Below are 20,694 nucleotides of genomic sequence, written 5' to 3' on the forward strand. Positions count from 1 at the left end.
ATGCCGGGGGACGTGACGACCGCGACGCCGACCGACGCTGCCGGACTGCTTCTCGCAGCGAACGCCGACGACGGCGGCGCGCCCGTCACCACCCCCCGCATCCCCGCCCGCGAAGCAGCCGAGCGTGAACTGTCGAAGGGCGAATACCACAAGAACGACCCCGGTCTCCTCAACCGCTTTCTCGACTGGCTGTGGGACCACATCAGTTCACTGCTGAACTCCGCGGCGCAGGCCTCCCCCGGAGGCTGGGCGGGCCTCACCGTGATCATCCTCCTGGTGGTGCTGCTGGCCGTGGCACTTCGTCTGCGCCTCGGCAAGCTGCGGCCCGGACCCGCCTCCGAAGCAGGCACCCTGTTCGGCAACGGCCCCCGCAGCGCCGCCGAACACCGCACGGCAGCCGAGGCCCACGCCGCCGCCGAACGCTGGAACGAGGCCCTCCAGGAACGAATGCGGGCCATCGTCCGGTCCCACGCTGGAACGAGGCCCTCCAGGAACGAATGCGGGCCATCGTCCGGTCCCTCGAAGAGCGCGCCCTGCTCGACCACCGTCCAGGCCGCACCGCCGACGAGGCCGCCGTCGAAGCCGACCTCGCCCTGCCCGGACACGCTGAAGAACTGCGTTCCGCCGCACGGTCATTCGACGAAGTGACATACGCCGGCAGGCATGTGGACTCCTCCGCATACGCAGCCGTACGCGACCTCGACTCCGCCCTCCAGCGGGCCGAGCCACCGCACGTGCCGGACAGCGCCGACCCGCGGGAAACGGACGCCCTCGCGCCATACGCCGTACGGGCACGCGGCGCGGATGTCACCACGCCGGACGGAGGGGACAGTTGAGCGAGGCCTCCGACACGTCCCTGTCGCCCACCGCACACCAGGTGTGGGTCCGCGCCCGCGGCCTGCTGATCGCCGCCGCGATCCTCGCCACAGCAGGCGTGATCATCGCCGCGGTGCGCTCCGGCAACGAGTACGGCCTGCTCGATCCCCGTTCGACCGACGGCCACGGCAGTAAGGCCACCGCCCGTCTCCTCGAAGAACGCGGCGTGCACACCGAGATCGTCACCACCGCCACCAAGGCGCGTAAGGCCGCCGGGCCACGCACCACGCTCCTCGTCAGCGACCCGGAAGCCCTCAGCCGAAGCCAACGTGCCGACCTGCGCGGGGCGTTGCGACGAGGCGGCCGCACCGTCCTCATCGCCCCCGGCCCCGCCCCCACCAAGGACCTCGTCCGCGGAGCACAAGCCGCGGCGCCCGCGACGACCCAGCCCACGCCGCCGGACTGCGACTACCCCGCCGCCGAACGGGCAGGCGACGCCGAACTCGGCGGAGTCCGCTACAGAGTGTCCAACGACAAGGCCGACCTGTGCTATCTGCATCAGGGCCTGCCGTCCCTGCTGCGCATCCCCGACGAGCCCTCCGACGACGGCGAGCGCCCCCGGCCCGAAGGCGACACCGTGCTGCTCGGCAGCCCCGAACCGCTGTACAACCAGCGGCTCGCCGAACACGGCAACGCCTCCCTGATGCTTCAACTGCTCGGCTCCCGTCCGCATCTCGTGTGGTACCTCCCCTCCTCTGCCGATGCCTCCGCCCCCCAGGGCGGACAGCGCGGCTTCCTCCACCTCGTGCCCGACGGCTGGACCTGGGCTACCGTTCAACTGTCGATCGCCGCCGTCCTCGCCGCTCTATGGCGCGTACGCCGTCTCGGTCCGCTTGTGCCTGAGCAACTCCCCGTCTCCGTACGTGCGTCCGAGACCACCGAGGGCAGGGCGCGCCTCTACCGCAGAGCCGACGCACGCGACCGCGCCGCCGACGCTCTCCGCGCCGCCACCCGCGCACGCCTGGCCTCACTGACCGGCGTCAGCACGGCGGAGGCCGACTCTCCACAGGCCCTCATCCCGGCTCTCACCTCGCGCCGGGCCGATGCCCGCTTCGAATCAGGCGCCCACGCGCAGCGGGCCTCCAGCGACTCCGGACGTCTCAACTCCCTCCTTTTCGGCGCGCCTCCCACGAACGACACCGACCTGGTACGGCTCGCCGACGAACTCGACCACCTGGAGCGGCGGTTCACCGACGCCACTTCCAGCACCCGCCTGCCGACAGACAAGGAACGCACCCAGTGAGCGCCCCCTCGCCAGACAGCGCCCGCAGCGCCCTCGAAGCACTGCGACTTGAGATCTCCAAGGCAGTCGTCGGCCAGGACGCCGCCGTCACCGGACTCGTCGTAGCGCTGCTCTGCCGCGGCCACGTACTGCTCGAAGGCGTCCCCGGCGTCGCAAAGACACTGCTCGTGCGGACACTCGCCGCGACCCTGCAACTCGGCACGAAGCGCCTTCAGTTCACCCCCGATCTGATGCCGAGCGACGTGACCGGATCGCTGATCTACGACGCCCGCACCGCAGAGTTCTCATTCCAGCCCGGCCCGATCTTCACCAATCTCCTGCTCGCCGACGAGATCAACCGGACGCCCCCGAAGACCCAGGCGTCCCTCCTCGAAGCAATGGAGGAGCGCCAGGTCTCGGTCGACGGCACCCCGCGCGCCCTGCCGGACCCCTTCCTGGTGGCGGCCACCCAGAACCCGATCGAGTACGAGGGCACCTACCCCCTGCCGGAGGCACAGCTCGACCGCTTCCTGCTGAAGCTGAATCTTCCGCTGCCGTCACGCGAGGACGAGATCAACGTGCTGACGAGGCACGCCGAAGGCTTCGACCCCCGCGACCTCGAATCGGCAGGCGTCAGCGCAGTAGCAGGACAAGCCGACCTGGAAGCAGCAAGGAGGGCCGTCGCCGAAACCTCAGTCGCTCCCGAGGTCACTGGCTACGTCGTCGATATCTGCCGTGCCACCCGTGACTCCCCCTCGTTCATGCTCGGAGTCTCGCCCCGAGGCGCCACCGCCCTACTGGCCAGCGCCCGCGCCTGGGCCTGGCTGACGGGGCGCGACTATGTGATCCCCGACGACGTGAAGTCCTTCGCCCTGCCGACGCTCCGCCACCGCGTACAACTCCGCCCCGAAGCAGAGATGGAAGGCGTCACAGCCGACAGCGTGATCAATTCGATCCTTGCTCATGTCCCCGTCCCCCGTTGAACTCAGTGAGCTGATTGGCGAGCCCTGATTCATGGCACTCACCGGCCGTACAGCCCTCTTCGCCGCTCTCGGCGCCGTAGTCGTCGGGCTGCTTCTCCCAAGCTGGTTCGGCGTGCTCACCGTCGAACTCCCGTTGCTGAGTGCCATCTTCTACGACCTCGCAATGGCCGCGCCAGTGAATCAGCTCCGCTTCACACGTTCCGGTGATACGTCAGTTCGGCTCGGCGAACACGCATACGTGAACGTCCTCGTGACGAACCCGTCCCGGCGCCGTTCCCGTCTGCGCATCCGGGACGCATGGCCGCCGAGCAGTTGGCCGGAAGGGACATCGGAAGCCGCCAGCCGCCATCAAGTACGCATCGACCCGGGCCAACAGACCCTTCTGACCACGGCACTTCAGCCGACCCGCCGTGGCGACCGGCACTCGGAACGCATCACCGTCCGCTCCTTCGGCCCGCTCGGCCTGGCCGCCCGCCAGGGCGGCCACTCGGTCCCCTGGACCGTGCGCGTGCTTCCCGCGTTCAACAGCCGCAAGCATCTGCCCGCGAAACTGGCCCGGCTTCGCGAACTCGACGGCCGCACAAGCATCCTGACCCGCGGAGAAGGGACCGAGTTCGACAGTCTCCGCGACTACATCCCGGGAGACGACACCCGATCGATCGACTGGCGCGCCACCGCTCGCCATTCGACAGTGGCCGTCCGCACATGGCGGCCCGAACGCGACAGGCACATTCTGGTCGTGCTCGACACCGGCAGAACGTCCGCCGGACGCGTCGGCGACTCCCCCGTCTGGACACGGCGATGGACGCCGCACTGCTGCTGGCGACCCTCGCCTCCCGCGCGGGCGACCGCATCGACCTTCTCGCCTACGACCGCGCGCCACGGGCAACGGTCAAAGGACGGGCGGCACATGAGGTCCTGCCAGCCTTCGTCTCGTCGATGGCACCGATCGAACCCGCCCTCGTCGAATCCGACACCCGCGGCCTGGCTTCGACCGCTCTCCGCATGGCGCGACACCAGTCACTCCTGGTCCTACTCACGGGCCTGGACGCCTCGCCCGTCGACAACGGGCTCCTTCCGGTACTGCCCCTGCTCACACAGCGCCATACGGTCCTGGTCGCCTCGATCGCCGACCCGCGCATCGCGGAGATGGCCGCCGCACGAGGCGATGTCGACGCCGTCTACGAGGCTGCCGCGGCGGCGCGAACGCAGTTGGAACGTGAGCAGACGGCGAACCGCCTCCGTCGCCACGGTGTAATCGTGGTCGACGCCCTCCCCGGCGAATTGGCGCCCGCCCTGGCCGACGCATATCTGACGCTCAAGTCAACGGGTCGTCTATGACGCCGAGTTCAACGAATCGCTGAACTTCTGAGCATATGAAAGGCCCCGTTGGTCTGGGTTGTTTCCAGTCCAACGGGGCCTGTTTCACGTGGAGTTCGGCGGTGTCCTACTCTCCCACACGCTCCCGCATGCAGTACCATCGGCGCAGTAAGGCTTAGCTTCCGGGTTCGGAATGTCACCGGGCGTTTCCCTCACGCTATGACCACCGAAACACAACCCCCACATTGCTCAACGCAACAAGGGGAAACCTTGTGTGTCGTGTTCAGCGCACTCTTCACATATCAACCAACCAGCCAGCACGGTTTGCCGGGGTTGTTGTTTCAGATACCGGACAGTGGACGCGTAGCAGCTGTGGTCAAGCCCTCGGCTTATTAGTACCAGTCAACTCCAACCCTCACGGGTCTTCCATATCTGGCCTATCAACCCGGTCATCTCCCGGGAGCCTTAACCCCACAACGGGGGTGGGAGTCCTCATCTCGAAGCAGGCTTCCCGCTTAGATGCTTTCAGCGGTTATCCCTCCCGAACGTAGCCAACCAGCCATGCCCTTGGCAGGACAACTGGCACACCAGAGGTCCGTCCGTCCCGGTCCTCTCGTACTAGGGACAGCCCTTCTCAAGACTCCTACGCGCGCAGCGGATAGGGACCGAACTGTCTCACGACGTTCTAAACCCAGCTCGCGTACCGCTTTAATGGGCGAACAGCCCAACCCTTGGGACCGACTCCAGCCCCAGGATGCGACGAGCCGACATCGAGGTGCCAAACCATCCCGTCGATATGGACTCTTGGGGAAGATCAGCCTGTTATCCCCGGGGTACCTTTTATCCGTTGAGCGACGGCGCTTCCACAAGCCACCGCCGGATCACTAGTCCCGACTTTCGTCCCTGCTCGACCCGTCAGTCTCACAGTCAAGCTCCCTTGTGCACTTACACTCACCACCTGATGACCAACCAGGCTGAGGGAACCTTTGGGCGCCTCCGTTACCCTTTAGGAGGCAACCGCCCCAGTTAAACTACCCACCAGACACTGTCCCCGATCCGGATCACGGACCCCGGGTTAGACATCCAGCACGATCAGAGTGGTATTTCAACAACGACTCCACACCCGCTGGCGCGAATGCTTCACAGTCTCCCACCTATCCTACACAAACCGAACCGAACACCAATATCAAGCTATAGTAAAGGTCCCGGGGTCTTTCCGTCCTGCTGCGCGAAACGAGCATCTTTACTCGTACTGCAATTTCACCGGGCCTATGGTTGAGACAGTCAAGAAGTCGTTACGCCATTCGTGCAGGTCGGAACTTACCCGACAAGGAATTTCGCTACCTTAGGATGGTTATAGTTACCACCGCCGTTTACTGGCGCTTAAGTTCTCAGCTTCGCCCGACCGAAATCGGACTAACCGGTCCCCTTAACGTTCCAGCACCGGGCAGGCGTCAGTCCGTATACATCGCCTTACGGCTTCGCACGGACCTGTGTTTTTAGTAAACAGTCGCTTCTCGCTGGTCTCTGCGGCCACCACCAGCTCCGAGTGCAAGACTCATCACCAGCCGTGGCCCCCCTTCTCCCGAAGTTACGGGGGCATTTTGCCGAGTTCCTTAACCATAGTTCACCCGAACGCCTCGGTATTCTCTACCAGACCACCTGAGTCGGTTTAGGGTACGGGCCGCAACAGCACTCGCTAGAGGCTTTTCTCGACAGCATAGGATCATCCACTTCACCACAATCGGCTCGGCATCAGGTCTCACCCTCAACGAAGAGCGGATTTGCCTACTCTCCGGGCTACACCCTTACCCCGGGACAACCACCGCCCGGGCTGGACTACCTTCCTGCGTCACCCCATCACTCACCTACTACAAGCTCGGTTCACCGGCTCCACCACACCGGCCGCTGTCCGAAGACAACCACCGGGGGCTTCACGGGCTTAGCATCACCTGATTCAGCGCTGGCGCACTGCCACGGGTACCGGAATATCAACCGGTTATCCATCGACTACGCCTGTCGGCCTCGCCTTAGGACCCGACTTACCCTGGGCAGATCAGCTTGACCCAGGGAACCCTTAGTCAATCGGCGCACACGTTTCTCACGTATGTATCGCTACTCATGCCTGCATTCTCACTCGCATACCGTCCACAACTCGCTTCCACGGCTGCTTCACCCGGCACACGACGCTCCCCTACCCACCCCAACAGGCGTTAGCCCTTCACGTTGGAGTGACACGACGTCGGCGGTGTGCTTGAGCCCCGCTACATTGTCGGCGCGGAATCACTTGACCAGTGAGCTATTACGCACTCTTTCAAGGATGGCTGCTTCTAAGCCAACCTCCTGGTTGTCTCTGCGACTCCACATCCTTTCCCACTTAGCACACGCTTAGGGGCCTTAGTCGATGCTCTGGGCTGTTTCCCTCTCGACCATGGAGCTTATCCCCCACAGTCTCACTGCCGCGCTCTCACTTACCGGCATTCGGAGTTTGGCTAAGGTCAGTAACCCGGTAGGGCCCATCGCCTATCCAGTGCTCTACCTCCGGCAAGAAACACACGACGCTGCACCTAAATGCATTTCGGGGAGAACCAGCTATCACGGAGTTTGATTGGCCTTTCACCCCTAACCACAGGTCATCCCCCAGGTTTTCAACCCTGGTGGGTTCGGGCCTCCACGAAGTCTTACCTCCGCTTCACCCTGCCCATGGCTAGATCACCCCGCTTCGGGTCTTGAACACGCTACTACAATCGCCCTCTTCGGACTCGCTTTCGCTACGGCTCCCCCACACGGGTTAACCTCGCAACATGCCGCAAACTCGCAGGCTCATTCTTCAAAAGGCACGCAGTCACGACCGTATGTGCAAGCACACACGGCGACGCTCCCACGGCTTGTAGGCACACGGTTTCAGGTACTCTTTCACTCCGCTCCCGCGGTACTTTTCACCATTCCCTCACGGTACTATCCGCTATCGGTCACCAGGGAATATTTAGGCTTGACGGGTGGTCCCGCCAGATTCACACAGGATTTCACGGGCCCCATGCTACTCGGGAAAAGAACAAGCAAGTTGATGACGTTTCAGCTACGGGGGTCTTACCCTCTACGCCGGGCCTTTCGCATACCCTTCGCCTACACCACCAATTTCTGACTCACCCAGCCGCCGGCAGACAACTGAAGTCCCATCCCACAACCCCGTACATGCAACCCCTGCCGGGTCTCACACACATACGGTTTAGCCTCATCCAGTTTCGCTCGCCACTACTCCCGGAATCACAATTGTTTTCTCTTCCTGCGGGTACTGAGATGTTTCACTTCCCCGCGTTCCCCCCTACACCCTATACATTCAGATGCAGGTGACAGCCCATGACGACTGCCGGGTTTCCCCATTCGGACACCCCCGGATCACAGCTCGGTTGACAACTCCCCGGGGCCTATCGCGGCCTCCCACGTCCTTCATCGGTTCCTGATGCCAAGGCATCCACCGTGCGCCCTTAAAAACTTGGCCACAGATGCTCGCGTCCACTGTCCAGTTCTCAAACAACAACCAGCCACCCACCACCCCAGACCAACAAGCCTGAGTACACCAGGACCGGCAACCAAGAGACACCAACCGCACACACGGCCGCACTCTCAGACACCCAACAGCGTGCCCAACACCACCAGCCCACCGCGCTCCCGTTCCACGCCCCGAAACCACCCGGGCAGAAACCCGAGACCGAGACAGTACTGAAGAACACGACCCGACCGGCCATGCTGAATAGTCAACGTTCCACCCATGAGCATCCCGGCATCGGACGTGCGCCGATGAACCAGGCTCCTGGACACCACCACCGGGACATCCCGGCCGATAGATGGTGTCTGGCTGCTCCTTAGAAAGGAGGTGATCCAGCCGCACCTTCCGGTACGGCTACCTTGTTACGACTTCGTCCCAATCGCCAGTCCCACCTTCGACGGCTCCCTCCCACAAGGGGTTGGGCCACCGGCTTCGGGTGTTACCGACTTTCGTGACGTGACGGGCGGTGTGTACAAGGCCCGGGAACGTATTCACCGCAGCAATGCTGATCTGCGATTACTAGCGACTCCGACTTCATGGGGTCGAGTTGCAGACCCCAATCCGAACTGAGACCGGCTTTTTGAGATTCGCTCCACCTCACGGCATCGCCACTCATTGTACCGGCCATTGTAGCACGTGTGCAGCCCAAGACATAAGGGGCATGATGACTTGACGTCGTCCCCACCTTCCTCCGAGTTGACCCCGGCAGTCTCCCGTGAGTCCCCAGCACCACAAGGGCCTGCTGGCAACACGAGACAAGGGTTGCGCTCGTTGCGGGACTTAACCCAACATCTCACGACACGAGCTGACGACAGCCATGCACCACCTGTACACCGACCACAAGGGGGGGCTCTGTCTCCAGAGCTTTCCGGTGTATGTCAAGCCTTGGTAAGGTTCTTCGCGTTGCGTCGAATTAAGCCACATGCTCCGCCGCTTGTGCGGGCCCCCGTCAATTCCTTTGAGTTTTAGCCTTGCGGCCGTACTCCCCAGGCGGGGCACTTAATGCGTTAGCTGCGGCACGGACAACGTGGAATGTCGCCCACACCTAGTGCCCAACGTTTACGGCATGGACTACCAGGGTATCTAATCCTGTTCGCTCCCCATGCTTTCGCTCCTCAGCGTCAGTATCGGCCCAGAGATCCGCCTTCGCCACCGGTGTTCCTCCTGATATCTGCGCATTTCACCGCTACACCAGGAATTCCGATCTCCCCTACCGAACTCCAGCCTGCCCGTATCGAATGCAGACCCAGGGTTAAGCCCCGGGCTTTCACATCCGACGCGACAAGCCGCCTACGAGCTCTTTACGCCCAATAATTCCGGACAACGCTCGCACCCTACGTATTACCGCGGCTGCTGGCACGTAGTTAGCCGGTGCTTCTTCTGCAGGTACCGTCACTTTTAAAGGCTTCTTCCCTGCTGAAAGAGGTTTACAACCCGAAGGCCGTCATCCCTCACGCGGCGTCGCTGCATCAGGCTTCCGCCCATTGTGCAATATTCCCCACTGCTGCCTCCCGTAGGAGTCTGGGCCGTGTCTCAGTCCCAGTGTGGCCGGTCGCCCTCTCAGGCCGGCTACCCGTCGCAGCCTTGGTAGGCCATCACCCCACCAACAAGCTGATAGGCCGCGGGCTCATCCTGCACCGCCGAAGCTTTCCACCACCAGACCATGCGGCCGGCAGTCCCATCCGGTATTAGACCCCGTTTCCAGGGCTTGTCCCGAAGTGCAGGGCAGATTGCCCACGTGTTACTCACCCGTTCGCCACTAATCCACCCCCGAAGAGGCTTCATCGTTCGACTTGCATGTGTTAAGCACGCCGCCAGCGTTCGTCCTGAGCCAGGATCAAACTCTCCGTGAATGCCTTAAAAGAAGACACCCGAAGAGCAGCACAACCCAGGGGAATAACCCAGGCCATGCCAGCGTCCTCGCTGTGTTCAAAGAAATCCCCACCCCTACCAGCCAATACAGCCATAGGGGCACGGGGTATCAACATATCTGGCGTTGACTTTTAGCACGCTGTTGAGTTCTCAAAGAACGGACGCTTCCATCACAACCCTCACAGGCCACTCCGGGCGCTTCCCTCTCGGTGATCCCGACACTATCAGAGCCTGTCCGACAGTGAATCGGGGGGTGCTTCCCGTCGATTTCCGTAATACGGAGCCGAGTTGAGAAGCGAATCGGATGCCGACTGCCGCCGGAGTGTGAACTACGGGGGTTCGTCGGTTCCTTCGCCGCGGAGTCCTTCAACAGGCGCCGCAGCGGCCAGAACAGTAACAGGTCACCGGACGGCGATGCACATCAGGCGGCCGTCGGCACGTTCGCGGGGCGGTCTTCGGGTGCCACGTCGCCCGTCTCGCCCGCCCGTGCGGCGCGGCCTCCCAGGACGTACACGTAGGCGAGGAAGAGGAGTTCGCTCACGACGCCGATGGTGAGGCGTGCCCATGTGGGGAGGCCGGAGGGCGTGACGAAGCCCTCGATCACGCCGGAGACGAAGAGGACCGCCGCGAGTCCGATGGCCATGCCGATGGCCGCGCGTCCCTCGGCGGCGAGCGCGACGCGTCGGCTTCGCGGGCCGGGGTCGATGACCGTCCAGCCCAGCCGTAGTCCTGTGCCTGCGGCGACGAAGACGGCGGTGAGTTCGAGGATGCCGTGCGGGAGGATCAGTCCGAGGAAGGTGTCGAGCCTGCCCGCGGACTGCATGAGGCCTATGCCGATGCCGAGGTTGAGCAGGTTCTGGAAGAGCACCCACAGCACGGGGATGCCGAGGAGCGCGCCGAACGCCAGGCAGACGGCGACGGCTTGGGCGTTGTTCGTCCACACCTGGGCGGCGAAGGAGGTGGCGGGGTGGCTGGAGTAGTACGACTCGTACTGGCCGCCGGGGCGGGTCATCTCCCGTAGTTCGGCGGGGGCTGCGATCGCCGAGCGGACCTCGGCGTCGGTGCCGATCCACCACCCGATGACGGCGGCGACGACTACGGACAGCAGGGCGACCGGGACCCACCAGTGGCGGCTGCGGTAGACGGCTGCGGGGAATCCGGCGGTGAAGAAGCGGGCGGCGTCGCGCCATGAGGCTCGGCGGGGGCCGGTGACCGCGCTGCGTGCACGGGCCACGAGGGAGGTGAGGCTTCCCGCGAGAGCCGGGTCCGGGGCGCTCGACTGGACCTGGGAGAGGTGGGTGGACGTGCGCTGGTAGAGGGTGACGAGTTCGTCGGCCTCCTGGCCGGAGAGGCGGCGCCGGCGGCGCAGCAGTTCGTCGAGCCGGTCCCACTCCGCTCTGTGTGCGGAGACGAAGACATCCAGATCCATGGTGAGAGCTTGGCAGACCGCTCGGCGGGAACGGCAGACTGTGCGAGGAGGGGCCGGACGGTTGAGCGGAGGCACGGTGAGCGAGCTCGTTACGGGAGATGCCGTCGTACTCGGTCTCCGGCCCGCGCGGTTGCCGACTCGTGCGCTGGCGGTCTTCATCGATCTGGTGCTGGCCTGGGCGGTGTATCTGGCGGTTTCGCTGGCGTTGCTGACTGCGGTGGCCTCGCTCGACGAGGCGGCTGTGGCGGCGGTTCAGGTGGCGCTGTTCCTGCTGGTGCTGGTGGGCGTTCCGGTGGCTGTGGAGACGTTGAGCCGCGGCAGGTCGGTGGGCAAGGTGCTGTGCGGGCTGCGGGTGCTGCGGGAGGACGGCGGTCCGGTCCGGTTCCGGCACGCTCTGGTGCGCGGGGCGATCGGCGTCATCGAGATCCAGGTGTTCTTCGGGGTGGTGGCGTGTGCGGCGTCGCTGGTCTCGGCTCGTGGGCGGCGGCTGGGCGATGTGTTCGCGGGGACTCTGGTGGTACGGGAGCGGGTGCCCGAGCCGAGTGGGGCGCCCGCGCCGCCTCCTCCGGCGTGGCTGGCGGGGAGCTTCGGGGAGCTGGATCTGTCGCGGGTGCCTGCCGGTCTGTGGCTGGCGGTGCGCCAATACCTGCTGCGTGCGGGGCAGTTGGACGAGGTCGTGAGCCGGTCGATGGCGGAGCGGCTCGCTTCGGACCTCGTGTCGTGTACGGGGGTGCCGGCGCCGTACGGCGTGCCTGCCGCGACGTATCTGGCCGGGATCGTCGCGGAGCGGCAGGCGAGGGAGGCGCAGCGGACGTTCGGCACGCGGGGTGACGGGGGTGCCCCCGGGGCTGTCGGTGGGGCGGTTGCTGAGCGGGGGCCGGTCTCCGCTGCTGCCGGTGCTGGTTCCGGTGTGGGGGGCGGCGGGTCGGACGGGCATCCCTGGGCGCCGGTGTCGGGGGCTGTGGCGGGGGCTGTCGCGGGAGCTGCGGCGGAGACGCCCGGCGGGACGGTGGCGTCCGATGGGGCGGTGGCCTCCGGCTCCGCGCCCGCGGGAGGCCGGGAGAGCGCGGGCGAGAGGGCTCGTACGACGGGTTTCGTACCGCCGTCATGATGCATGCCGTCGCCTGATGCGTGCCGCCGTCGTGATGCATGTCGCCGTCGTGAAGTGAAGCGCCGTTGTGAGGTTCAGCCGAATCCGGACGGTGGTGACTCCAGTTCCTCCAGCTCGATGCCGGGTGCAGCGAGCACGACGTCCCCGGCGATGTGCACGGGGTGCTGTTCGCCGGTGCCGACCTCGCTGACCTGGTAGTTCTCCACGATCAGAGGGGCGTTGTCAGTGGCGTGTGATTCGGTGTGGAGCAGCGTCCAGGACTGATCGAGAGTGCGTGGTGCGAGTACGGGGGGTGTGAGCGCGACGAGGCGTACGCGGGTGGCCGGTTCGCCGACGGCCGGTCGCAGCAGGCGTGATGTCGCGATGAGGAATGCGGGGGAGTTGCCGGTGAAGGAGTGGGCGGCGGCGTTGCCTTCCTGGGCGTGGTCACCTGCGGGGTCGGTGCGGACCCAGGTGACCCCGTCGAGGGCGGCGCCGCGTACCTGCCAGCCGCCGGCGTGGAGTTCGAGTCGTACGGGGCGGCCGAGTTCGTCGAGGGCCAGATCGACGGAGCCTGCGTGGTCGCCGGAGGGGGTGGTGATCTGCGAGACGTAGCGCCAGCCGGAGGGGCCGGTGGCGCAGTGGAAGTGTTCGTCGCCGAGGGGGGTGTGATCGTGCGGATCGTGAAGCGAATACCGGCCGCGTGGCATGGGTGGACTCTATGTGCGGGTGACTGAGGACAGACCGAAGGCCCCCGCCGCGGGGGCAGGGGCCTCGGCATCGTCACTCACCGGTGCCCGCTGACCGCTTCTCTGTCGAGGGGCGGTCAGGGCTGGCTGCCGGTCAGTAGCGGTAGTGGTCCGGCTTGTACGGGCCCTCGACGGGGACGCCGATATAGTCGGCCTGGTCCTTGCGGAGCTTGGTGAGCTTCACACCGAGCGCGTCCAGGTGCAGACGGGCGACCTTCTCGTCGAGGTGCTTGGGCAGCACGTAGACGCCGGTCGGGTACTCGTCGGTCTTCGTGAACAGCTCGATCTGGGCGATCGTCTGGTTCGCGAAGCTGTTGGACATCACGAACGAGGGGTGCCCGGTCGCGTTGCCCAGGTTGAGCAGACGGCCCTCCGAGAGCACGATGATCATCTTGCCGTCGGAGAAGGTCCAGGTGTGCACCTGGGGCTTGACCTCTTCCTTGACGACGCCTTCGATCTCGGCGAGGCCCGCCATGTCGATCTCGTTGTCGAAGTGGCCGATGTTGCCCACGATCGCCTGGTGCTTCATCCGGGCCATGTCCGAGGCCATGATGATGTCCTTGTTGCCCGTGGTGGTGATGAAGATGTCCGCCGTCTCCACGACGTCCTCGAGGGTCACCACCTGGTAGCCGTCCATCGCGGCCTGGAGCGCGCAGATCGGGTCGATCTCGGTGATCAGCACGCGGGCGCCCTGGCCGCGCAGTGAGTCCGCGCAGCCCTTGCCGACGTCGCCGTAGCCGAAGACCACGGCGGTCTTGCCGCCGATGAGGACGTCGGTGGCGCGGTTGATGCCGTCGATCAGCGAGTGCCGGCAGCCGTACTTGTTGTCGAACTTCGACTTGGTGACGGAGTCGTTGACGTTGATCGCCGGGAAGAGGAGGGCGCCCTCCTGCTGCATCTCGTAGAGGCGGTGGACGCCGGTGGTGGTCTCCTCGGTCACGCCGCGGATCTCGGAGGCGAGCTGGGTCCACTTCTGCGGGCTCTCGCGCAGGGTGCGGTTCAGCAGCTCCAGGATCACCCGGTGCTCGTCGTTCTCGGCGGTGTCGACGGAGGGGGCGGCTCCGGCCTTCTCGTACTCGACGCCCTTGTGTACGAGGAGGGTGGCGTCACCGCCGTCGTCGAGGATCATGTTGGGTCCGCCGGTGGCGGCGCCGGGCCAGGTGAGGGCCTGCTCGGTGCACCACCAGTACTCCTCCAGCGTCTCGCCCTTCCATGCGAAGACGGGGATGCCCTGGGGGTCTTCCGGGGTGCCGTTGGGGCCCACGGCGACGGCGGCGGCCGCGTGGTCCTGGGTGGAGAAGATGTTGCAGGACGCCCAGCGGACCTCTGCGCCGAGGGCGGTCAGGGTCTCGATCAGGACGGCCGTCTGCACGGTCATGTGGAGAGACCCGGTGATGCGGGCCCCGGACAGCGGTTTGTCAGCGGCGTACTCCTTGCGGATCGCCATCAGGCCGGGCATCTCGTGCTCGGCCAGGCTGATCTCCTTGCGGCCGAAGGCCGCAAGCGAAAGGTCCGCGACCTTGAAGTCCTGGCCGGTGGAGGTCGTCGTCATGCGAGCTGCTCTCCTCGATGTCGAGGTCATGGCTGACAGGTCCGTGCTGCGGCGCCGGGCTCCGTGTGCGGTGCCTGCGCTGCGTACGTACACAGCACTCACGGGCACACTGATCCCTTGCTCGCAGCCCAGTCCGTCGGAGGCCCTCTCTCCCTCGGTGGCCCGCTGTGCGGGCCGGCCGATCTGCCATCAGCAGCGACGTCTGTGCACTACGAAAATACACCGCTCGTCCAGTCGAACGGATTGTCCACGGTGCGAGCAAGGGCGGGCCTGGTCTGGTTTCGGCCGCTCAGTGCGCGCAGTTGTGCCGATGCCCAACACTGCGCCGTTCCACACCTCGTCGCATAATTTGACAAAGAGGGTGTGGTGATGCATTCCCCTTCAGTACGTGGGGAGTTGGAAACGCTCAGTGATGGGCGAATCCGGACATAGCGGCGTGATCAGTTCGACAGAGACGCGATCACTCGGACTTCGAATCCGACGCGGCGCCCGATGAGGAGGCGGCCGTCGGCCGGTAGATGTCGGGCTCCAGATAGATCACACGCGCGCTCGGCACGGACTCCCTTATGCGGCCCTCGGCCGCGTCGATCGCCCGCGCGACCTCCGCCGCCGTGTCGTCGTGCTGCACCGCCACCTTCGCGGCGACCAGCAGTTCCTCGGGGCCGAGATGGAGCGTCCGCATGTGGATGATTCCCGTCACGGTCTCGCCGTCCACGAGCGCGCTGCGGATCTTCTCCCGCTCGTCGGGATCGGCCGATTCGCCCAGCAGCAGCGACTTGGTCTCCGCGGCCAGCACGATCGCGATGGCCACGAGGAGCACACCGATGCACAGCGTGCCGATGCCGTCCCATACGCCGTTGCCGGTCGCGAGGGCGGCGCCGACGCCGAAGAGTGCCAGCACGAGGCCGACGAGCGCGCCGAGGTCCTCCAGCAGCACGATGGGCAGTTCGGGCGCCTTGGCCCGGCGTACGAACTGGCTCCAACTCAGCGAGCCCCGTACGACGTTGGACTCCTTGATGGCCGTACGGAAGGAGACCGCCTCGGCGGCGATCGCGAAGACCAGCACGCCGACCGGCCAGTACCAACTGTCCAGTTCGTGCGGGTGCTTGATCTTCTCGTATCCCTCGTAGAGGGCGAAGACGCCGCCGATGGTGAACAGGACGATGGAGACCAGGAACCCGTAGATGTAGCGCTCGCGGCCGTAGCCGAAGGGGTGCTCCTCGTTCGCCGCCTTCTTGGCCTTCTTGCCGCCGAGCAGCAGCAGCGCCTGGTTTCCGGAGTCGGCTACCGAGTGCACGCTCTCCGCGAGCATGGAGGACGAGCCGCTGAATACGAAGGCGACGAACTTGCCTGCGGCGATGGCCAAGTTCGCGCCCAGCGCGGCGATGATCGCCTTCGAACCGCCTGATGCACTCATACGAGTCGCTCGTCCCTCTCTCGGTGATACGTGTGGATCCGCGCTGTCCCCGGTCCGTACGGGCCCCTGCCGGCCCGGACTTCCCCGCCTCTCGCGGGGCTCGGTCAGACGGCCACTGTGGCCCGGAAGAGCGTACCGTCACCGGTCGCCTCGACCCGCTCCCCGGCCGGTACGTAGGCGGATTGCCCGCGTTCCAGGGGCAGTTGGGCGTCCTCTCCGCCGCCTCCGTTCACTACTTTCCGTATCCGCACCTGACCGTCGGTGCACAGCAGGATCTGCGGTGTACGGGCGTCGAGCGGCGTCGCAGGGGCGCCCGGGGCGACCGTGCAGCGGGAGAGGCGGAATTCGTCGACGGGGACCTCGTAGCGCTCCTCACCGCCCGGACCTGCTTCCGGGCGCAGCACGGCGGGTGCTCCGGGCTCGAAGCGGACGATACGCAGCAGTTCGGGTACGTCGACGTGCTTCGGGGTGAGGCCGCAGCGGAGCACATTGTCGGAGTTCGCCATGATCTCCACGCCGAGGCCGCTCAGATAGGCGTGCGGGACGCCCGCGCCGAGATACAGGGCCTCCCCCGGGCTGAGGCGTACATGGTTGAGGAGCATGGCGGCGAGCACGCCCGGGTCGCCCGGGTAGTGGCGGGCGAGAGAGGCGCAGAGGGCGTAAGCGCGGGCGTGTGTCCCGGGGGCTGCGATGCCAGGTTCGGAGGCGGTCTCGGCGGCGGTCTGGTCAGCGGTCTCGGCTGCGGTCTCGGCGGCGGGGTGCCCGGTCGAGAGCCGCTCCGCCGCCCGTGCCGCCTCCTGGACCGTCGCGGCGATCTCTTCCCGGCCGGCGGTGAGCACCGCGGTCAGCACCTCGCGCAGGGCGTCGCTCGCGGGGCTCGCCCGCAGGATGTCGACATACGGCTTGACCGCGTCGACGTCCAGCCCTGCCAGCAGATCCGCCGCCTCGGGCGCCCGGCGGAAGCCGCACAGGCCGTCGAAGTCCGTGAGCGCGCAGATGAGTTCGGGTTTGTGGCTGGCGTCCTTGTAGTTGCGCTCGGGCGCGTCCAGGGGGACGCCGCGTGCCTCCTCGTCCGCGTAACCCTCGCGTGCCTGCTGAGGGTCGGGGTGCACCTGAAGCGAGAGCGGCGAGGCGGCCGCGAGGATCTTCAGCAGGAACGGCAGCCGAGGCCCGAAGGCCCGGACGGCCTCCGGCCCCAGCTCCCCTTCCGGATCTGCCTCGATGACCTCCGTCAGCGTCGTCTCGCGGCCGTCGCGTACGACGGCGGACGGTGCGCCCGGGTGCGCTCCCATCCACAGCTCGGCCTGGGGTTCGCCGGTGGGCGGCGTACCGAGGAGTTCGGGGATGGCCGTGGTGGAGCCCCATGCGTAGGGCCTGACGGTGTTGGTGAGGCGGTCCATGCGGTGGCGCTTCGCTTCCTTGGGCTGCTGCGGCGGTTACGGGGCCGATGATGTGCCGGTGCCGGCCAGCACGAGGTAAACGGCGGCGAAATCCACGGTGGCGATCAGTTCGGCGGCGGCTTCGAGGGGGGTGCTGCCTTCGGCTGGTTCGAGTTCGCTGAGCGGTACGTCGTGTGCGTAGGCGATGTCGCGGGCTCCGACGACGGCGGACTCGGCGGACGGCGACCGGTCACGCAGCAGGAGGACGCGGGCGCGCAGCGGCTCCGGTTCCTCGACGCGGTCGCGGAAGAAGTCGTCCTCCCCCGCGGCCTGGGCGAGGGCGCCGGACAGCAGCGCACCGTGCGCCGCCATCGCCTCGGGAAGGGCGGCGGCGAGGGCGGGCAGCCCGGGGAGGCCGGTGAGGGTGGAGGTCATGTGACGTGCGACGGCGCCCGCCACTTCGCCCTCGCTCCACAACAGCGGGAGGCTGTCGGAGAGTTCGGCCGCGAGGGACTTCGCGGGGTTGGAGTAGGCGGCGACGGCGGGGCCGCAGCGCTCGGCGACCTCGTCGAGCCGGTCGGCCAGCGACTCCAGTGCGGAATCGGTGGCGTCGAGGAGGCCGAGGCGGGCGGAGAGAACGAGGAGGGGCGTCAGCAGCGGCCACAGCAGCCCGGGGGCGGCGGTCATCGTGCGCGGTTCGACGGGCCGGGGGTGCGGCGGCCCGCCGCCGTCGGGGCCTGCGGGAGCGCCGGAACTGGCGGGGCTGGCGGAGCTGCCGGGGGCTTCAAGGCCGCGGGTGGGTGCGCCGGGCGCGCCGGTCGCCTCCGGTGGGCCGCTCCAAGTCGCAGGCAGGTCGGCGCTCAGCGGCACCGCCAGCCCATGGGTCTCCTTTGTCAGCTCCGCGGCGGGCACTCCCGCCGGGCAGAGGGTCACGACGGTGCATCCGCGCCGGTACGCCTGCTCGATCAGTGCCGTCAGCCCGGCCTCGCTCCCGTCGGGAGTCGTCACGAGCAGCAGGTCGAGGGAGCCGGCCCAGCCGGGAAGCGCCCAGCGAAGCGCGCCCGGTGCGGCGAGCGCGCCGGTGGGCCGCAGCAGTGTGACCGGGACGGCGTCGGTGCCGAGTGCCGCGAGCAGATCGGCGGCGCAGCCGGGCGCCGGACCGGGACCGGCGACGAACACCGCCCGCGGTCTGCCGTCGGGACGCAGTCCGGCGAGGCCGGTCTCGCTCGCGCCGCGCACGGCCGTGCGTACATGGGCGCCCGCCTGGGCCGTGCCGCGCAGCAGCCCGCCGGTGTCCGCGCGGGCGAGGGCGTCTGGAGAGTCGAGGAGTGACTCGTCGAGCATCTTCCGGAGCCTCCGATCGGCCGCGGGACGGCGGGCAGCCCGCGCCGCGTGACGTGAGTGAGGGGCGTATTGCCGGGTGGGGCGGCCGGGGGCCGGGCCCGTCGCGTCAGCCGGGGCGCCGGGCCTCGTCGACGAGGAGGACGGGGATCCCGTCACGCACCGGGTACGCGAGGCCGCACTCGGCGCCGCCCGTGCACACCAGCTCCTCCGGGTCTCCTGCCTCCTCACGGAGCGGCGCATGGCACGCCGGGCAGGCGAGGATCTCCAGAAGACCGGCTTCGAGCGGCATGACTTCGTCCCTTCGCGGGCGGGGGCGGCTGGCGGCCAGGGTACCGCCGGGGGCGCGGACCGTGCCGTGCGGGCGGGCGGCCTGTGGATAACCACGACGGCGCGAGGGCGGGGGCGCGGCGGAGGGGCGCGGAGTGCGGCCGGTGAGTCACGCTCACCGGCCGCCGCTCACCGCCCGGCCGTCACCAGCGCGCCCCGCCCCCGGCCCCCGGGCTCAAGTCCCCGCTCACGCCCTTACGATCGCGAGCACCTCGTCCCGTACCGCATCCGCCGTCTCCCGGTCCCTTGCCTCCACGTTGAGCCGCAGCAGCGGCTCGGTGTTGGAGGCCCGCAGGTTGAACCACCAGTCGGCGGCCGTGACCGTCAGCCCGTCCAGCTCGTCCAGCTCGACGCCCTCCCGGTCCTGGTAGGCGGCCTTGACGGCGGCGGCGCGCCCCGCCTGGTCGTCGACCCTGCTGTTGATCTCGCCGGAGGCCGCGTACCGGTCGTACTCCGCTACGAGTTGCGACAGGGTCCCCTGCTGACCGCCCAGCGCTGCGAGCACGTGGAGGGCGGCGAGCATGCCCGTGTCGGCGTTCCAGAAGTCGCGGAAGTAGTAGTGCGCGGAGTGCTCGCCGCCGAAGATCGCGCCCGTGCGGGCCATTTCGGCCTTGATGAAGGAGTGGCCCACGCGTGTGCGCAGCGGCGTGCCGCCCGATTCCCGTACGACCTCGGGCACGGACCACGACGTGATCAGGTTGTGGATGACGGTGGAGCCGGGCGACTTGGCCAGTTCGCGTGCGGCGACGAGCGCGGTGACCGCGGACGGCGGTACGGGATCGCCCTTCTCGTCCACCACGAAGCAGCGGTCGGCGTCGCCGTCGAAGGCGAGGCCGATGTCCGCGCCGGTCTCCCGCACACGCTGCTGGAGGTCGACGATGTTCTTCGGATCGAGCGGATTGGCCTCGTGGTTGGGGAACGTGCCGTCCAACTCGAAGTACATGGCGTCCAGTCGGAGCGGCAGTCCCTCGAAGACGGTCGGGACGGTGTGCCCGCCCATGCCGTTGCCCGCGTCGACGACGACGGACAGCGGACGGATCGAGGTGAGGTCCACGAGCGTGCGCAGGTGCTCCGCGTAGTCGGAGAGCACGTCGCGCTCGCCGATCGCCCCTTCCGCGACGCCCTCCTGGCGCTGCGGCGGGCCCGACTCGGCCCATTCCTCGACGAGTTGGCGGATGTCCGCGAGTCCGCTGTCCTGGCCGACGGGCTGTGCGCCCGAGCGGCACATCTTGATGCCGTTGTAGCGGGCGGGGTTGTGGCTCGCGGTGAACATCGCGCCAGGCAGGCCGAGTTGGCCGCTGGCGAAGTAGAGCTGGTCGGTCGAGCACAGGCCGATCTCGGTGACGTCGGCGCCCTGGCCGGCCGCGCCGCGTCCGAACGCCCGTGACAGGCCCGGCGACGACGGCCTCATATCGTGCCCGACGACGATCGCCGACGCGTCCGTCACCCGTACGAAAGCGGCTCCGAACAGTTCGGCCAGCGGCTCGTCCCACTCGTCCGGCACGACGCCGCGCACGTCGTACGCCTTCACGATCTCCGACAGATCAGCCACGGGGCAGCCCTCTCCTGGGTCCTCGGGTTCTG

11 protein-coding genes, 3 rRNA genes and 2 pseudogenes are annotated in these 20,694 nt (G+C 67.1%); 5 read left to right on the plus strand and 11 right to left on the minus strand.

The window, feature by feature from the left end; all coding sequences use genetic code 11:
- From MMA15_RS09355 to MMA15_RS09370, 4 genes and pseudogenes are all read left to right on the plus strand, one after another.
- A pseudogene (locus tag MMA15_RS09355) lies at nt 1-836 on the plus strand (DUF4129 domain-containing protein).
- Nucleotides 833-2,119: a DUF4350 domain-containing protein gene (locus MMA15_RS09360; RefSeq protein ID WP_241058656.1), complete on the plus strand. Its 1,287-nt coding sequence runs from the start codon at nt 833-835 to the stop codon at nt 2,117-2,119. Before MMA15_RS09355 ends, MMA15_RS09360 begins: the two are co-directional and overlap by 4 nt.
- Nucleotides 2,116-3,081: an AAA family ATPase gene (locus tag MMA15_RS09365; protein ID WP_241058657.1), complete on the plus strand. Its 966-nt coding sequence runs from the start codon at nt 2,116-2,118 to the stop codon at nt 3,079-3,081. Before MMA15_RS09360 ends, MMA15_RS09365 begins: the two co-directional genes overlap by 4 nt.
- A 31-nt stretch (nt 3,082-3,112) precedes the next feature.
- A pseudogene (locus MMA15_RS09370) lies at nt 3,113-4,422 on the plus strand (DUF58 domain-containing protein).
- 93 nt (nt 4,423-4,515) lie between these two features.
- Here MMA15_RS09370 and rrf read toward each other — a convergent pair.
- The 4 genes from rrf to MMA15_RS09390 all read right to left on the minus strand — a co-directional run bounded on the left by rrf (nt 4,516) and on the right by MMA15_RS09390 (nt 11,252).
- Nucleotides 4,516-4,632 (minus strand): 5S ribosomal RNA (gene rrf, locus MMA15_RS09375).
- A 141-nt stretch (nt 4,633-4,773) separates the two neighbouring features.
- A 23S ribosomal RNA gene (locus tag MMA15_RS09380) occupies nt 4,774-7,903 on the minus strand.
- Nucleotides 7,904-8,271: 368 nt separating this feature from the next.
- Nucleotides 8,272-9,804: ribosomal RNA gene (locus MMA15_RS09385) — 16S ribosomal RNA — on the minus strand.
- The 16S, 23S and 5S rRNA genes sit together here, the layout of an rRNA operon.
- Before the next feature lie 440 nt (nt 9,805-10,244).
- Nucleotides 10,245-11,252 carry a stage II sporulation protein M gene (locus MMA15_RS09390; protein WP_241058658.1) on the minus strand — a complete coding sequence of 336 codons (1,008 nt, stop codon included), beginning with the start codon at nt 11,250-11,252 and terminating at the stop codon, nt 10,245-10,247.
- Nucleotides 11,253-11,328: 76 nt separating this feature from the next.
- Between MMA15_RS09390 and MMA15_RS09395 the strand changes: the two genes are divergently transcribed.
- Nucleotides 11,329-12,363, plus strand: a complete 1,035-nt coding sequence (locus tag MMA15_RS09395; protein ID WP_241058659.1) for an RDD family protein — start codon at nt 11,329-11,331, stop codon at nt 12,361-12,363.
- Between the two features lie 74 nt (nt 12,364-12,437).
- On the opposite strand, the gene MMA15_RS09400 is transcribed toward MMA15_RS09395, so the two are convergent.
- The 7 genes from MMA15_RS09400 to MMA15_RS09430 form a co-directional block, all read right to left on the minus strand.
- Nucleotides 12,438-13,052: a hypothetical protein gene (locus MMA15_RS09400; RefSeq protein ID WP_241058660.1), complete on the minus strand. Its 615-nt coding sequence runs from the start codon at nt 13,050-13,052 to the stop codon at nt 12,438-12,440.
- Between the two features lie 133 nt (nt 13,053-13,185).
- Nucleotides 13,186-14,643 carry an adenosylhomocysteinase gene (gene ahcY, locus MMA15_RS09405; RefSeq protein ID WP_241058661.1) on the minus strand — a complete coding sequence of 486 codons (1,458 nt, stop codon included), beginning with the start codon at nt 14,641-14,643 and terminating at the stop codon, nt 13,186-13,188.
- Between the two features lie 460 nt (nt 14,644-15,103).
- The gene (locus MMA15_RS09410) at nt 15,104-16,060 is read right to left on the minus strand and encodes a cation diffusion facilitator family transporter (protein ID WP_241058662.1); all 957 of its coding nucleotides are present in this window, start codon (nt 16,058-16,060) and stop codon (nt 15,104-15,106) included.
- Between the two features lie 104 nt (nt 16,061-16,164).
- Nucleotides 16,165-17,460 carry a mannose-6-phosphate isomerase, class I gene (manA, locus tag MMA15_RS09415; RefSeq protein ID WP_241058663.1) on the minus strand — a complete coding sequence of 432 codons (1,296 nt, stop codon included), beginning with the start codon at nt 17,458-17,460 and terminating at the stop codon, nt 16,165-16,167.
- Between the two features lie 36 nt (nt 17,461-17,496).
- Nucleotides 17,497-18,783: an SIS domain-containing protein gene (locus MMA15_RS09420; protein WP_241058664.1), complete on the minus strand. Its 1,287-nt coding sequence runs from the start codon at nt 18,781-18,783 to the stop codon at nt 17,497-17,499.
- 106 nt (nt 18,784-18,889) lie between these two features.
- On the minus strand, nt 18,890-19,072 hold the full coding sequence (locus MMA15_RS09425; protein ID WP_241058665.1) for a Trm112 family protein: 183 nt from the start codon (nt 19,070-19,072) through the stop codon (nt 18,890-18,892).
- Nucleotides 19,073-19,297: 225 nt separating this feature from the next.
- On the minus strand, nt 19,298-20,662 hold the full coding sequence (locus tag MMA15_RS09430; protein ID WP_241058666.1) for a phosphomannomutase/phosphoglucomutase: 1,365 nt from the start codon (nt 20,660-20,662) through the stop codon (nt 19,298-19,300).
- Nucleotides 20,663-20,694 lie beyond the last annotated feature (32 nt).

Origin of the sequence: Streptomyces marispadix, from assembly GCF_022524345.1 — a bacterium.
Taxonomy (GTDB): domain Bacteria; phylum Actinomycetota; class Actinomycetes; order Streptomycetales; family Streptomycetaceae; genus Streptomyces; species Streptomyces marispadix.

What these genes read in the sequence shown, in the direction of transcription:
- MMA15_RS09390 (WP_241058658.1), bottom strand. Translation starts at nt 11,252, where the DNA reads ATGGATCTGGATGTCTTCGTCTCCGCACACAGAGCGGAGTGGGACCGG.
- MMA15_RS09400 (WP_241058660.1), bottom strand. Translation starts at nt 13,052, where the DNA reads ATGCCACGCGGCCGGTATTCGCTTCACGATCCGCACGATCACACCCCC.
- ahcY (WP_241058661.1), bottom strand. Translation starts at nt 14,643, where the DNA reads ATGACGACGACCTCCACCGGCCAGGACTTCAAGGTCGCGGACCTTTCG.
- MMA15_RS09410 (WP_241058662.1), bottom strand. Translation starts at nt 16,060, where the DNA reads ATGAGTGCATCAGGCGGTTCGAAGGCGATCATCGCCGCGCTGGGCGCG.
- manA (WP_241058663.1), bottom strand. Translation starts at nt 17,460, where the DNA reads ATGGACCGCCTCACCAACACCGTCAGGCCCTACGCATGGGGCTCCACC.
- MMA15_RS09420 (WP_241058664.1), bottom strand. Translation starts at nt 18,783, where the DNA reads ATGCTCGACGAGTCACTCCTCGACTCTCCAGACGCCCTCGCCCGCGCG.
- MMA15_RS09425 (WP_241058665.1), bottom strand. Translation starts at nt 19,072, where the DNA reads ATGCCGCTCGAAGCCGGTCTTCTGGAGATCCTCGCCTGCCCGGCGTGC.